This window comes from Stenotrophomonas riyadhensis, assembly GCF_040256885.1.
GTDB lineage: Bacteria > Pseudomonadota > Gammaproteobacteria > Xanthomonadales > Xanthomonadaceae > Stenotrophomonas > Stenotrophomonas riyadhensis.
Genome location: NZ_CP155568.1, coordinates 1,610,084 through 1,622,159 on the forward strand (window position 1 = coordinate 1,610,084; position 12,076 = coordinate 1,622,159).

The window sequence follows — 12,076 nt, forward strand, 5'->3', positions numbered from 1 at the left end:
AATCAAGCGGTTAAATCGAAGATGCGAATCCTGGTCAGTAACGACGATGGCGTCGACGCCGCAGGCATCCGGATGCTTGCCTCGGTGCTGCGCGAGGCCGGCCACGAAGTGACGGTGGTCGCCCCCGACCGTGACCGCTCCGGTGCCAGCAACTCTCTGACCCTGGACCTGCCGATCCGCCTCAAGCGCATCGACCATTACACCGTTTCGGTGGCCGGTACCCCGACCGACTGCGTGCATCTGGCGCTGACCGGGCTGCTCGAGTTCGAGCCTGACATTGTCGTGTCCGGCATCAACAATGCCGCCAATCTGGGTGATGACGTGATCTACTCCGGCACCGTTTCGGCGGCGATGGAAGGCCGCTTCCTTGGCCTGCCGGCGGTGGCGGTTTCGCTGGTCAGCCGCAACCACGATCCGAAGCACTTCGAGACCGCCGCGCGCGCCGCAGTCGAGATCGTCGCCCGGCTCAAGGCCGACCCGCTGCCGGCCGACACCATCCTCAACGTCAACGTGCCGGACCTGCCGTGGAGCGAGGTCAAGGGCTTCGAGGTCACCCGCCTCGGCAACCGTCACCGTGCCGAAGGCTGCATCGCGCAGAAGGATCCGCGTGGCAACGAGGTGTACTGGATCGGCCCGGCCGGCCGTGAGCAGGACTCCGGCCCCGGCACCGATTTCCATGCAGTGCGCACCGGCCACATCTCGATCACCCCGATCCAGGTCGACCTGACCCGCTATCAGGCGCTGGAGAAGGTGGCCAGCTGGGTGGGCGGCCTCAGCGCCGCGCTGGACCGGCCGGCATGAGTCCGCGCCTGCGCCTGCAGCCGGAAGCCGTTGGTATCGGCATGACCTCGCAGCGCGTGCGCGACCGTCTGGTCGACCGCCTGCGCGAAGCGGGCATTGCCGACGAATCCACCTTGAACGCGATCCGGGTGGTGCCGCGCCATCTGTTCATCGACGAGGCACTGGCCTCGCGTGCGTATGAAGACACCGCGCTGCCGATCGGCCACGGCCAGACCATCTCGCAGCCCTGGGTGGTCGCGCGGATGACCGAGGCCGTTCTCCAGGTGGCGCCGAAACGGGTGCTGGAAGTGGGCACCGGCTCCGGCTACCAGGCCGCCATCCTTGGTGCGCTGGGCCTGGAGGTCTACACCGTGGAGCGCATCGGCGATCTGCTGCGGCAGGCGCGCAAGCGCTTCCGCGCGCTGGGCATGAACATCCGCACCAAGCATGACGATGGTCGCGTTGGTTGGGCCGAACACGGTCCGTTCGATGCCATCGTGGTCACTGCAGCGGCGCCGGCGCTGGTCGATGTGCTGATCGAGCAGCTTGCCGAAGGCGGTCGCCTGGTGGCTCCGGTCGGCGGCCCCAGCGCGCAGTCGCTGGTACAGCTGGATCGCAAGGCTGACGGCAGCATCGAACAACACGTGCTGGCGCCGGTCACCTTCGTACCGCTGCTGTCTGGCATGCTCGACTAATCCACGGAGCAGGGTTGCATGAAGATTTTCGGGCCGCTGTACGAGCGGGCGATGAAGTGGGCCGCGCACGAGCGCGCGCCAACCTACCTGACGGTGCTGAGCTTCTTCGAGGCGATCATCTTTCCGGTGATGCCGGAAGTGATGCTGGCACCGATGTGCGTGGCCCAGCCCAAGCGTGGCTGGTGGTTTGCCACCCTCAGCCTGGCCGGCTCGATGGCCGGCGCGCTGATCGGCTATGCGTTGGGCCATTTCGCCTTCGAGGCGATCAAGCCGCTGTTCGAGGCGCTGGGCATGCTTCCGGCCATCGAGCAGGGGATCACCACCGTGCAGGCGAAGATGGCCGAGTCGCCGTGGGCGGTGTTCACCTTCCTGGTGCTGGGCGGCTTCATGCCGATCCCGATGAAGGTCTTCACGTGGGCATCGGGTATCGTCGGCGTACCGATGCCGCAGTACCTGCTGAGCATGCTGATCGGTCGCGGCAAGCGCGTGTTCGTGCTGGCCGCGGTCATCCGTATCGGTGGTGCGCGTGCCGAAGCGGCGCTGCGTCGCTGGATTGAACCGCTGGGCTGGATCGCCACCGCATTGGTGGTGGTGCTGATCGCCTGGCTTGTATGGAGGTCGAAGTTCGCATGAGTCCTGATCGTCTGAGCAAGGGAGTGCGCGTCGGCGCGCTGGTGTTGCTGGTTTCCACCCTGGCCGCCTGCGGCACCGCCACCGTGGTTCGTCCTGGTGGTGGCAGCACCGGTGGCGGTGTGACCACGCCGAAGACCTCGGTACCCAAGCCGGGGCAGACCGTGGTGGTGCGCAAGGGCGACACCATCTATGCGCTGGCCCGCATCCATGACATCACCCCGGGCGACCTGATTGCCTGGAACAGCCTGGACAACCCCTCGACGATCTATCCGGGGCAGGTGATCCGGCTGTATCCGGCCGGTGCCAGCGGCGGCCGCGCGCCCACCACGGTGGTCACCCCGCCGCGTTCCGGTGGCAGCAGTGGCGGCAGCACCACGCCGGCCCCGGCGCCGGTCGGTCCGGTGAAGAGCAACATCGCCTGGCGCTGGCCGGCTGATGGCGCCATCGTTGGCCGCTACGTGGCTGGTGATGCGACCAAGCAGGGCGTTGACATCGCCGGCACCAGCGGCCAGGCGGTCAAGGCCACCGCCAATGGCGTGGTGGTGTATTCCGGCGCCGGCCTGGTCGGCTACGGCGAGCTGATCATCATCAAGCACAGCGACCAGTGGCTGTCGGCCTATGGCCACAACCGCAAGCGCCTGGTGAATGAAGGCCAGAGCGTGAAGGCCGGTGAGCAGATCGCCGAAATGGGCCGTACCGGTGCGAACCGCGACATGGTCCACTTCGAGATTCGCTACAACGGCAAGCCGGTCGACCCGCAGCAGTACCTGCCGGCACGCTGATCGTCAGATGCGATAGCGCCGGGCCATGCCCGGCGTTCCTGGCCTGTAGAGGCGAGCCATGCTCGACCCGGGTACCGCAGAGTGGTCATTTGCGATCTTGTGTGTCGCAGGCTCACCTTCACGGCGGACGGGATACCCGGCATTCTTGAGCGGTCCCAGTCGATCCGGCACCCCATGCTCCGTCCTGCTTCCACTCTCGCGTTGCTCATCGTCGCGCCGCTGGCCTCCGCAGCCAGCGATCCGCGCGACGTGGTCACCCGTCTTTACGCGGCCGTCCAGGCGCCGGCTTCGGACGAAGCGACCATTCCGCCGTTGCTGGGCGATGCGCTGCGCTCAGCCATCGATGCGCAGCGCGCTTACGAGCGGGCCTGTGCGGTGCTGGCCGCGCATGACGAGAAGCCGCATATGCTGGACCAGAGCCCGTATCTCATGGCGCCGGATCGGCCGGAAACGGTAAAGGTGGGGCTGCCCGCGACGAGCGGCGATGGCAGTTGGGTACCCGTCGAAATGGCGATAGGCGACTATCGCTGGATCGACCGTGTCCTGCTGCAAAGGCAGGGCCAGGACTGGAAGGTCATGGACATCCGCTGGGGCCAGGGCGGCAACCTGATCGGGCGGCTGAAGCAGTTCTCGGCCTTCCGCTGCACCGCTTCTGGCGGCTAGCGCCGGGGCGCGCCCGACGCCTCGAACTCAGCCTTCCAGAATGAAAGCAGCCGCAACCTTGCGGCCTTCGCCGGCCAGGATGTTGAAGGTGCGCGCGGCAGCCGGATTGTTCATCACTTCCAGGCCGATGCCGCGTGACAGGCAGGCGGCCATCACCACCGCCGGCGGGAACACCTGGCGGTCACCCGTGCCGAGCACGATCAGCGCCGGATTCAGCGCCAGGATCGGCTCCAGGTCGGCCACCTGCAGCGCGGTGGCGCTCACCACCGGCCATTGCGTGACCAGCTGGTCCGGGGTCAGGAAGAAACTGCTGCCCAGCACCTGGTCGTTGACCCGGGCCGAACGGCCGTCGGCCGCGCGCAGGCTGTAGGCGTAATCCGGCGGTTCGTGGTTCAGCTGCATGGCAGTAGGGCGATCAGCCGCGCGGCAGCACGATCTGGCGCTGTTCCTTGCTCGGGCGGTACAGCACGGCGACGTGGCCGATGCGCTGCACCAGTGCGCTCTCGGTGGCTTCGACGATCTCGCCGATCATCACGTCACGGGCGTCGCGATCCTCGGCAGCGACCTTCACCTTGACCAGCTCGTGGCGCTCCAGCACTTCGTTCAGCTCAGCGATGAAGGCCGGGGTCACGCCCTTGCCGCCGGTCTGCAGCAGGGCCTTCAGGTCGTGGGCTTGGCCGCGCAGGAAACGGGTCTGGGAAGCGGTCAGGGCGATGGACATGCAGGAAAACACGGTTGAATGGGGCGATCAGGGTATCATGAGGACCCCATCAGCCCCTATTTTCAATGGCTACCCGCAGCAAAAGCAGCCAGCGCTGGCTCAAGGAACACTTCTCCGACCCCTTCGTGAAGAAGGCCCAGGCCGAAGGCATGCGCTCGCGCGCGGCCTACAAGCTCGAAGAGCTGCTTGAACGTGACCGGTTGCTGAAGCCGCACATGGTGGTGGTCGACCTCGGTGCGGCCCCGGGTGGATGGTCTCAGCAGGTTCGGAGACAGATCGGCGACACCGGCCGCGTGCTGGCCCTGGATATCCTGGACATGCCGCCGCTGGCCGGCGTGGAGTTCCTTCATGGTGACTTCAGGGAAGAAGCCGTCCTATCGCAGTTTGAAGCCATGCTCGGGGATCAGCCGGTAGACCTTGTGCTGTCGGACATGGCCCCCAATAAGAGTGGTGTAGGCGCGGTCGACCAGCCGCGGATGATGCACCTGGCGGAGCTGGCCCTGGATTTTGCCGACAACCACCTGAAGACCGGTGGGGCGTTCCTGATCAAGCTGTTCCAGGGTGAGGGCTTTGACGACTACGTGCGCGACATGCGCCGCCGGTACGACAAGGTCTCCATCCGCAAGCCGGAAGCCTCGCGCAAGCGCTCTCCCGAGGTGTATGCCTTGGGTCAGGGAAAACGCGCCCACATGAAGTAAGCTCGCAATGTACGCAAGTTCGACCCCAACGCAACGCCAGCACTGAGAGGAACACCGGAGCCAATGAGGATGAACGACTTGACCAAGAACCTCCTGCTATGGGTGGTCGTCGCCGTCGTGCTGATGGTGGTCTTCCAGAGCTTCTCGCCGAAGTCCTCCGGGGCCGGCGCGCAGGGCGCGTCGTACTCGCAGTTCCTGGACCAGGTGGACAGCGGCAACGTGCAGAAGGTCGCCTTTGGTGGCGACATGCGCGGCGGCACCAGCCAGCTGACCTACACCACCCGCGGTGGGCAGTCGTCCACCATCACCGCGCCGTTCGATCGTGACCTGATCAACGTGCTGCGTACCAAGAACGTGGAAATCGTGCAGGAGGAGCCGTCCAGCGGCATTTCCCTCGGCGCGATCCTGATGAATTTCCTGCCGGTCATCCTGATCATCGGCTTCTGGTTGTTCATCATGCGCCAGATGCAGGGCGGTGGCGGCGGTGCCAAGGGCGCGATGTCCTTCGGCAAGTCGCGCGCCAAGCTGCAGGGCGAAGACCAGATCAAGGTCACCTTCGCCGACGTCGCCGGCTGCGACGAGGCCAAGGAAGAAGTGGGCGAGCTGGTCGACTTCCTGCGCGACCCGTCCAAGTTCACCAAGCTGGGCGGCAAGATTCCGCGCGGCGTGCTGATGGTCGGCCCCCCGGGTACCGGCAAGACGCTGCTGGCCAAGGCCATCGCTGGCGAAGCCAAGGTGCCGTTCTTCTCGATCTCCGGTTCGGACTTCGTGGAAATGTTCGTCGGCGTCGGCGCCAGCCGCGTGCGCGACATGTTCGAGCAGGCCAAGAAGCACGCCCCCTGCATCATCTTCATCGACGAAATCGACGCCGTCGGTCGCCACCGTGGCGCCGGCCTGGGCGGCGGTCATGACGAGCGCGAGCAGACCCTGAACCAGCTGCTGGTCGAGATGGACGGTTTTGAAGGTGGCGAAGGCGTGATCGTGATCGCTGCGACCAACCGTCCGGACGTGCTGGATCCGGCGCTGCTGCGCCCGGGCCGTTTCGACCGTCAGGTCGTGGTCGGCCTGCCGGACGTGAAGGGCCGCGAGCACATCCTGAAGGTCCACATGCGCAAGCTGCCGCTGGCCGACGATGTCGAGCCGATGGTGATCGCGCGTGGTACCCCGGGCTTCTCCGGCGCCGACCTGGCCAACCTCTGCAACGAGGCCGCCCTGTTCGCCGCGCGTGGCAACGAGAAGGAGGTCCGCATGGACCACTTCGACCGTGCCCGCGACAAGATCCTGATGGGTGCCGAACGTCGCTCGATGGCCATGAGCGAAGAAGAGAAGACCCTCACCGCCTACCACGAAGCCGGTCACGCCATCGTCGGCCGACTGGTGCCGGAGCACGACCCGGTCTACAAGGTCACGATCATTCCGCGCGGCCGTGCGCTGGGTGTGACCATGTACCTGCCGGAAGGCGACAAGTACTCGATGAACCGCGTGGCGATCAAGTCGCAGCTGTGCTCGCTGTACGGTGGCCGCGTGGCCGAGGAGCTGATCTTCGGCGCCGACAAGGTCACCACGGGCGCCTCCAACGACATCGAACGCGCCACCAAGATGGCCCGCAACATGGTCACCAAGTGGGGCCTGTCCGACCAGCTCGGCCCGATCGCCTATGGCGAAGAGGACGACGAGGTGTTCCTGGGCCGTTCGGTCACCCAGCACAAGAGCGTGTCCAACGACACCGCGCGCCGCATCGACGAGGAAGTGCGCAACATCCTCGACGAGGCTTACGCACGCACCACCGAGCTGATGACGGCCAACCTGGACAAGCTGCACGCGATGTCCCAGCTGCTGCTGCAGTACGAGACCATCGACGCGCCGCAGATCGACGCCATCATGGAAGGTCGCGATCCGCCGCCGCCGGCCGGCTGGAACAAGTCGAACAAGGATGGTGGCAACGACAAGGGCGGCGACGCCCGTCCGCTGCCGCCGATCGCAGGCCCGGCCGAATCGCACTGACGGCCCGCTGCACGTGACACCAGACGAGGCCGGGGCAACCCGGCTTCGTCGTTTCCGGGCTACTGGCCCATCCCGAAGAACTGATCTGACGCTGGAGCCCGCATGTCCGCCCCGAAGCCCGAACCGATTTCCCACAACGCCGAAATGGTCATCGCCACCGTGGTCGGCGTGGGTGTGGGCCTGGGGGCCGACAATCTGCTGCTGGGCTGCGTGGTGGGTATCGGTGTCGGCATCGTGCTGAGCATCGCCAGGACCCTGTACGTGGACCGCAAGCGCCGCCGCCGTTGAGGGTATCGGCAGGGCTGCGCCCTGCACCTGCCGAAGCCGTCAAGCCAGAGCAACAGCAACAGCAACAGCGGCATTCCGTGGTTTGGCGGGGCGGTGTCGGATGGCGGGGACGCCGTGAACCCATCCATGGGGGCTTGGCAGCCGCTTGCTCGCGTGCGCATTCCTGCGCACACGGCAAGACCGGGGTTGGGCGTCCTGCCCAACCCGCCCGAGGCATGCCTCGGGCCCATGCGGCTGACACCCCGCCATCCGACACCGCCCCACCTCTGACAGATTCCGGGAGCTGTTGGTAGGTGTCGACCTTGGTCGACACATCTGTCAGATATCGATGTACAAGAATGGGGTCAGATCCGTTTTCCGTAGGAAAACGGATCTGACCCCAAGAGTCACTCCGGCAGCTCGCGAGCAACTGTCGAAGGCGGGGTGGGTCCGGTTGCGGGGGCGTGAGCCGCATGGATGCGGCGACCGAGCTTACATGGACGTACTTGCAGCGTCCCCCGCAACCGGACCCACCCCGCCATCCAACGGAATGCCGCACTTGCTGTTGCTGTCGCTCTGGCCTCTGCGGGTGCAGGGCGCCGCCCTGCCGAACTAAACTACCCGCCGTTGTCCCTGCAGGATTGCCCATGTTCGATACCTCGCCCCAGCTCGATTGCGCCGGCCGCATCCTGCGCCTCGACCGTGCCCGGGTCATGGGCATCGTCAACGTCACTCCGGATTCGTTCTCCGATGGCGGCGCGCACGACACCACCGAGGCCGCGGTCGCACATGGCCTGAAGCTGGTCGAGGAGGGCGCGGACCTGCTCGATATCGGCGGTGAATCCACCCGTCCGGGCGCCGCCCCGGTATCGGTCGAGGACGAGCTGCGCCGGGTGATTCCGGTGATCGAGCAGCTGGCCGCCCGTACCCAGGTGCCGATCAGCATCGATACCTTCAAGCCGGAGGTGATGCGTGCGGCGGTGGCCGCTGGCGCCGGCATGATCAACGACATCTACGGCCTGCGCCAGGAGGGGGCGCTGGACGCCGCCGCTGTAGCCGGCGTGCCGGTGGTGCTGATGCACATGCGGGGTGAGCCGGGCCACATGCAGGCCGATCCACACTACGACGATGTGGTCGCCGAGGTGCATGGCTTCCTGGTGCAGCGCCTGTTCGCTGCCGAGATGGCCGGCATTGCGAAGAAGAACCTGCTGGTCGATCTCGGTTTCGGCTTCGGCAAGACCACCGCCCACAACATGACCCTGCTGGCGCGCTCCGAGCGCTTCCTGGAACTGGGCGTGCCGATGCTGGCTGGCTTGTCGCGCAAGCGCAGCCTGGGGGAACTGACCGGCCGCGACACGCCGTCCGAACGCGTGGCCGCGTCGGTGGCCGCGCACCTGATCGCGGTGCAGCGTGGTGCGCGCATCGTGCGCGTGCATGACGTAGCCGCCACTGTGGATGCGCTGAAGATCTGGCAGGCGGTCGAGGCGGTGCCGACGCCACGCGCCGACGCCACGCCGACGATCCGCTGGCCGGACGAAGACTGATGGGCATCGACCGGCGGCCGCTGGCGATCGCCGTCATGGGGCCGACCGCCAGTGGCAAGACCGCCACCGCGATCGCCCTGGCGAAGCAGCTGGATGGCGAGATCGTCAGCGTCGATTCGGCGCTGGTGTACCGCCACCTGGACATCGGCTCGGCCAAGCCGGATGCGGCCGAGCGCGCGCAGGCCCCCCACCATCTGCTGGACCTGCGCGATCCCTGGCAGACCTACTCGGCAGCCGAATTCGCCGCCGATGCCGGCCGGGTCGTGGCCGACATCGTGGCACGCGGCAAGATGCCGATCCTGGCCGGTGGCACTGGCCTGTACTTCCGCGCCCTGTTGCAGGGCCTGTCGCCGATGCCGGAGGCCGATCCGGCGATGCGCGAAGCACTCAGCGCCGAGGCGGCCGAGCGTGGCTGGGCGGCACTGCACGCAGAGCTGGCCCAGGTCGATCCGGCGGCGGCCGCACGCATCCATGCTACCGACCCGCAGCGCATCCAGCGGGCGCTGGAGGTCTATCGCCTGACCGGCACCCCCATCACTGAATGGCAGCGCCGGCCGGGCGTGGCGCCGTTGCCGGTGCGCACCCTCAAGCTGATCCTGGCGCCGCGTGACCGCGCGGTGCTGCACCAGCGCATCGAGGCACGCTTCGACGCCATGCTGGCGCAGGGCTTCCTCGACGAGGTGCGGGCGTTGCGCGCGATGCCGGAAATGGCTGCCGTGGAGGCGCCGCTGGACCTGCCGGCAGTGCGCGCGGTCGGCTATCGCCAGGCCTGGGAGTACCTGGACGGGGAGGGCGATGCTGCCCGCTTCCGTGACAAGGCCATCTTCGCAACCCGCCAGCTGGCCAAGCGCCAGCTGACCTGGCTGCGCGGCGAGCTTGATGCGCGCTGGTTCGACCCCCATATCGAGCACGAGCGCCTTGCCGGCGCGGTGTCGACCTTCGTCGCACGCTGAACCCCCGCCAGCCGTGTAACATCATCGGTCGGCGGGCGGCTCGGGGGCCGTGGCAACCGTCGGCAACCCAATAAGAACAATAATCAGGAGTGTGCAATGTCCAAGGGGCAATCGCTGCAGGATCCTTTCTTGAACGCACTGCGGCGCGAACGCGTGCCGGTTTCGGTGTACCTGGTGAACGGCATCAAGCTGCAGGGCACGATCGAGTCGTTCGACCAGTTCGTGGTCCTGCTGCGCAACACGGTCAGTCAGATGGTCTACAAGCACGCCATTTCCACGGTCGTTCCGGCACGCAACGTGAAGGTCGGTCCGGGTGGCGGTTACGTGCAGTCGGGTGAAGGTGGTCAGGCAGGTGATGAAGCAGACGAGTAATACCGGAGCGGTGAATGTTTGACCGCTCGAAAAAGGGTGAACACGCCCTGTTGATCCAGCCCCATTTCGGCAAGCTGGAAGACGATGTGCTGGAAGAATTCGGTGATCTGGCCCGCTCGGCTGGGGCCAGCATCGCCGCGACGATCACCGCGCGCCTGGATCGTCCGAATCCGTCGACCCTGATCGGCAGCGGCAAGCTGGACGAGATCAAGGCCGCGGCCGACGCCAGCGGTGCCGACCTGATCCTGGTCAACCATGCGTTGAGCCCGGGCCAGGAGCGCAACCTGGAACGCTTCCTCGAGCGCCGGGTGATCGACCGAACCGGCCTGATCCTGGACATCTTCGCCCAGCGTGCGCACAGCCACGAAGGCAAGCTGCAGGTCGAGCTGGCGCAGCTGCGTCACCTGGCCACGCGGCTGGTGCGCGGCTGGACCCACCTGGAGCGCCAGCGCGGCGGTTCGATCGGCCTGCGCGGCCCGGGTGAAACCCAGCTGGAAACCGACCGCCGCCTGCTGCAGAAGCGGGTCGAGCAGCTGCAGAAGCGCCTGGAAAAGGTGGAAGTGCAGCGCACCCAGATGCGCCGTGCGCGCGTGCGCAGCGAGCTGCCGCGTGTTGCCCTGGTGGGCTACACCAACGCCGGCAAGTCGACCCTGTTCAACGCCATGACCGGCGCTGAGGCCTACGCCGCCGACCAGCTGTTCGCAACGCTGGATCCGACCGTGCGCCGCATTGCGGTGCCCGGTGGCAACGTGGTGCTGGCCGACACCGTCGGCTTCGTCCGCGATCTGCCGCATGACCTGGTCGCTGCGTTCCGCTCGACCCTGTCCGAGGCGCGCGAGGCCGATTTCCTGCTGCACGTGGTCGACGCCGCCGATCCGCACCGCGAGGAGCGCATCGCCCAGGTGGACGAGGTGCTGACCGCGGTCGGTGCCGGTGACCTGCCGCAGCTGCTGGTGTTCAACAAGATCGACCGCATCGAAGGTGCCGACGTCCGCCACGATGGCCAGGACGGTATCCCGGATGAGTCGCGCCGGGAGCGGGTGTGGATTTCCGCGCGTGACGGGCAGGGCCTTGAGCTGCTGCAGGCAGTGCTGGGCAAGCGCCTGGGCCTGCAGCATGTCACCGGCGAACTGCGCCTGCCGCCGGATGCCGGCCGCCTGCGTGCGCGCCTGCACCAGCTGGAAGTGATCCGCAGCGAGCAGGCCGACGAAGACGGCTGGCTGCTGCAGGTCGACCTGCCGATTGCCGAAGCCGAAAAACTGGCTGCCAGTGCCGACGGCGCGCCGATCCGGGCGCTGCTGCCGGAGAAACTGCCGGAGTGGTGAGGTAGCGGCCCATGCCCGGTAGTGCCGGCCGCTGGCCGGCAGCGCAACCGTGCCGGAGGGGCGCGACATCCAGCTGTCATCTGCGGTACAACGTGCAGGTTCTTCACCCCACCGTCATGCTGATGTCCATTCCCACCGACGCTGAACTCAACGCCCAGTCCGCCGCGCTCGGGCAGCGCCTGCAGCAGGCTTCGCTGCAGCTGGTGACCGCTGAAAGCTGCAGTGGTGGCTGGATCGCCAAGTGCATGACCGACATCGCCGGTTCCTCGGCGTTCTTCGACTGCGGCATGGTGGTCTACAGCTACGAGGCCAAGCAGCGCCTGCTGGGCGTGCGTGCGCAGACGCTGGAGCAGTTCGGCGCGGTCAGCCGCGAAACCGTGCTGGAAATGGTGTCCGGTGCGCTGGTCAATTCCGGCGCCGGTATCGCCGTGGCGGTGACCGGCATCGCCGGTCCTGGTGGCGGCAGCCCGGACAAGCCTGTCGGCAGCGTCTGGATTGGCTGGAAGCGCCGCGGTGGCTACGCCCGTGCCGAGCTGTTCCAGTTCGACGGCGACCGCGAAGCCATCCGCCGGCAAACCGTGGCGGCGGCATTGCGCGGTATCGACGCCCAGCTGTGACATGCTGCTCCGGTAATCGTCC

15 protein-coding genes are annotated in these 12,076 nt (G+C 66.9%); 13 read left to right on the plus strand and 2 right to left on the minus strand.

Annotated elements, in window-relative coordinates; all coding sequences use genetic code 11:
* The first annotated feature begins 21 nt into the window (after positions 1 to 21).
* The 5 genes from surE to SriyCCGPB3_RS07615 all read left to right on the plus strand — a co-directional run bounded on the left by surE (position 22) and on the right by SriyCCGPB3_RS07615 (position 3,553).
* A complete protein-coding gene (surE, locus tag SriyCCGPB3_RS07595) occupies positions 22 to 801 on the plus strand; it encodes a 5'/3'-nucleotidase SurE (protein ID WP_075674796.1) in 780 nt (259 codons plus the stop codon).
* Positions 798 to 1,475, plus strand: coding sequence for a protein-L-isoaspartate(D-aspartate) O-methyltransferase (locus tag SriyCCGPB3_RS07600; RefSeq protein ID WP_110711845.1), 678 nt, complete (start codon positions 798 to 800; stop codon positions 1,473 to 1,475). The genes surE and SriyCCGPB3_RS07600 overlap by 4 nt, the downstream gene beginning before the upstream one ends.
* 18 nt (positions 1,476 to 1,493) lie before the next feature.
* A complete protein-coding gene (locus tag SriyCCGPB3_RS07605) occupies positions 1,494 to 2,108 on the plus strand; it encodes a YqaA family protein (RefSeq protein ID WP_049400381.1) in 615 nt (204 codons plus the stop codon).
* Positions 2,105 to 2,890 (plus strand): peptidoglycan DD-metalloendopeptidase family protein, encoded by a 786-nt coding sequence (locus SriyCCGPB3_RS07610; RefSeq protein WP_350260041.1) that lies wholly within the window; start codon positions 2,105 to 2,107, stop codon positions 2,888 to 2,890. The genes SriyCCGPB3_RS07605 and SriyCCGPB3_RS07610 overlap by 4 nt, the downstream gene beginning before the upstream one ends.
* Before the next feature lie 174 nt (positions 2,891 to 3,064).
* The gene (locus SriyCCGPB3_RS07615) at positions 3,065 to 3,553 is read left to right on the plus strand and encodes a hypothetical protein (RefSeq protein WP_350260042.1); all 489 of its coding nucleotides are present in this window, start codon (positions 3,065 to 3,067) and stop codon (positions 3,551 to 3,553) included.
* Between the two features lie 27 nt (positions 3,554 to 3,580).
* Here the strand turns inward: SriyCCGPB3_RS07615 and SriyCCGPB3_RS07620 are convergent, their stop codons facing one another.
* Together SriyCCGPB3_RS07620 and yhbY are read right to left on the minus strand one after the other, a co-directional pair.
* Positions 3,581 to 3,955, minus strand: coding sequence for an Mth938-like domain-containing protein (locus SriyCCGPB3_RS07620; RefSeq protein WP_153855159.1), 375 nt, complete (start codon positions 3,953 to 3,955; stop codon positions 3,581 to 3,583).
* Between the two features lie 13 nt (positions 3,956 to 3,968).
* On the minus strand, positions 3,969 to 4,274 hold the full coding sequence (gene yhbY / locus SriyCCGPB3_RS07625) for a ribosome assembly RNA-binding protein YhbY (RefSeq protein WP_004152868.1): 306 nt from the start codon (positions 4,272 to 4,274) through the stop codon (positions 3,969 to 3,971).
* A 65-nt stretch (positions 4,275 to 4,339) separates the two neighbouring features.
* Between yhbY and rlmE the strand changes: the two genes are divergently transcribed.
* The 8 genes from rlmE (at position 4,340) to SriyCCGPB3_RS07665 (ending at position 12,054) form a co-directional block, all read left to right on the plus strand.
* Positions 4,340 to 4,972: a 23S rRNA (uridine(2552)-2'-O)-methyltransferase RlmE gene (gene rlmE, locus SriyCCGPB3_RS07630; protein WP_005409014.1), complete on the plus strand. Its 633-nt coding sequence runs from the start codon at positions 4,340 to 4,342 to the stop codon at positions 4,970 to 4,972.
* A gap of 69 nt (positions 4,973 to 5,041) precedes the next feature.
* Positions 5,042 to 6,976 (plus strand): ATP-dependent zinc metalloprotease FtsH, encoded by a 1,935-nt coding sequence (gene ftsH / locus SriyCCGPB3_RS07635; protein WP_010485966.1) that lies wholly within the window; start codon positions 5,042 to 5,044, stop codon positions 6,974 to 6,976.
* A gap of 102 nt (positions 6,977 to 7,078) precedes the next feature.
* A complete protein-coding gene (locus SriyCCGPB3_RS07640; protein WP_110711848.1) occupies positions 7,079 to 7,264 on the plus strand; it encodes a hypothetical protein in 186 nt (61 codons plus the stop codon).
* 626 nt (positions 7,265 to 7,890) lie between these two features.
* Positions 7,891 to 8,787 carry a dihydropteroate synthase gene (folP, locus tag SriyCCGPB3_RS07645; RefSeq protein ID WP_180847928.1) on the plus strand — a complete coding sequence of 299 codons (897 nt, stop codon included), beginning with the start codon at positions 7,891 to 7,893 and terminating at the stop codon, positions 8,785 to 8,787.
* A complete protein-coding gene (gene miaA, locus SriyCCGPB3_RS07650; RefSeq protein WP_350260043.1) occupies positions 8,787 to 9,740 on the plus strand; it encodes a tRNA (adenosine(37)-N6)-dimethylallyltransferase MiaA in 954 nt (317 codons plus the stop codon). Before folP ends, miaA begins: the two co-directional genes overlap by 1 nt.
* Before the next feature lie 96 nt (positions 9,741 to 9,836).
* Positions 9,837 to 10,112 carry an RNA chaperone Hfq gene (gene hfq, locus SriyCCGPB3_RS07655; protein WP_004152891.1) on the plus strand — a complete coding sequence of 92 codons (276 nt, stop codon included), beginning with the start codon at positions 9,837 to 9,839 and terminating at the stop codon, positions 10,110 to 10,112.
* A 14-nt stretch (positions 10,113 to 10,126) separates the two neighbouring features.
* Positions 10,127 to 11,437, plus strand: coding sequence for a ribosome rescue GTPase HflX (gene hflX, locus SriyCCGPB3_RS07660; protein ID WP_032128411.1), 1,311 nt, complete (start codon positions 10,127 to 10,129; stop codon positions 11,435 to 11,437).
* 122 nt (positions 11,438 to 11,559) lie between these two features.
* Positions 11,560 to 12,054 (plus strand): CinA family protein, encoded by a 495-nt coding sequence (locus SriyCCGPB3_RS07665; RefSeq protein ID WP_010484249.1) that lies wholly within the window; start codon positions 11,560 to 11,562, stop codon positions 12,052 to 12,054.
* Positions 12,055 to 12,076: the final 22 nt, after the last annotated feature.

What these genes read in the sequence shown, in the direction of transcription:
- surE (WP_075674796.1), top strand. Translation starts at nt 22, where the DNA reads ATGCGAATCCTGGTCAGTAACGACGATGGCGTCGACGCCGCAGGCATC.
- SriyCCGPB3_RS07600 (WP_110711845.1), top strand. Translation starts at nt 798, where the DNA reads ATGAGTCCGCGCCTGCGCCTGCAGCCGGAAGCCGTTGGTATCGGCATG.
- SriyCCGPB3_RS07605 (WP_049400381.1), top strand. Translation starts at nt 1,494, where the DNA reads ATGAAGATTTTCGGGCCGCTGTACGAGCGGGCGATGAAGTGGGCCGCG.
- SriyCCGPB3_RS07610 (WP_350260041.1), top strand. Translation starts at nt 2,105, where the DNA reads ATGAGTCCTGATCGTCTGAGCAAGGGAGTGCGCGTCGGCGCGCTGGTG.
- SriyCCGPB3_RS07615 (WP_350260042.1), top strand. Translation starts at nt 3,065, where the DNA reads ATGCTCCGTCCTGCTTCCACTCTCGCGTTGCTCATCGTCGCGCCGCTG.
- SriyCCGPB3_RS07620 (WP_153855159.1), bottom strand. Translation starts at nt 3,955, where the DNA reads ATGCAGCTGAACCACGAACCGCCGGATTACGCCTACAGCCTGCGCGCG.
- yhbY (WP_004152868.1), bottom strand. Translation starts at nt 4,274, where the DNA reads ATGTCCATCGCCCTGACCGCTTCCCAGACCCGTTTCCTGCGCGGCCAA.
- rlmE (WP_005409014.1), top strand. Translation starts at nt 4,340, where the DNA reads ATGGCTACCCGCAGCAAAAGCAGCCAGCGCTGGCTCAAGGAACACTTC.
- ftsH (WP_010485966.1), top strand. Translation starts at nt 5,042, where the DNA reads ATGAACGACTTGACCAAGAACCTCCTGCTATGGGTGGTCGTCGCCGTC.
- SriyCCGPB3_RS07640 (WP_110711848.1), top strand. Translation starts at nt 7,079, where the DNA reads ATGTCCGCCCCGAAGCCCGAACCGATTTCCCACAACGCCGAAATGGTC.
- folP (WP_180847928.1), top strand. Translation starts at nt 7,891, where the DNA reads ATGTTCGATACCTCGCCCCAGCTCGATTGCGCCGGCCGCATCCTGCGC.
- miaA (WP_350260043.1), top strand. Translation starts at nt 8,787, where the DNA reads ATGGGCATCGACCGGCGGCCGCTGGCGATCGCCGTCATGGGGCCGACC.
- hfq (WP_004152891.1), top strand. Translation starts at nt 9,837, where the DNA reads ATGTCCAAGGGGCAATCGCTGCAGGATCCTTTCTTGAACGCACTGCGG.
- hflX (WP_032128411.1), top strand. Translation starts at nt 10,127, where the DNA reads ATGTTTGACCGCTCGAAAAAGGGTGAACACGCCCTGTTGATCCAGCCC.
- SriyCCGPB3_RS07665 (WP_010484249.1), top strand. Translation starts at nt 11,560, where the DNA reads ATGTCCATTCCCACCGACGCTGAACTCAACGCCCAGTCCGCCGCGCTC.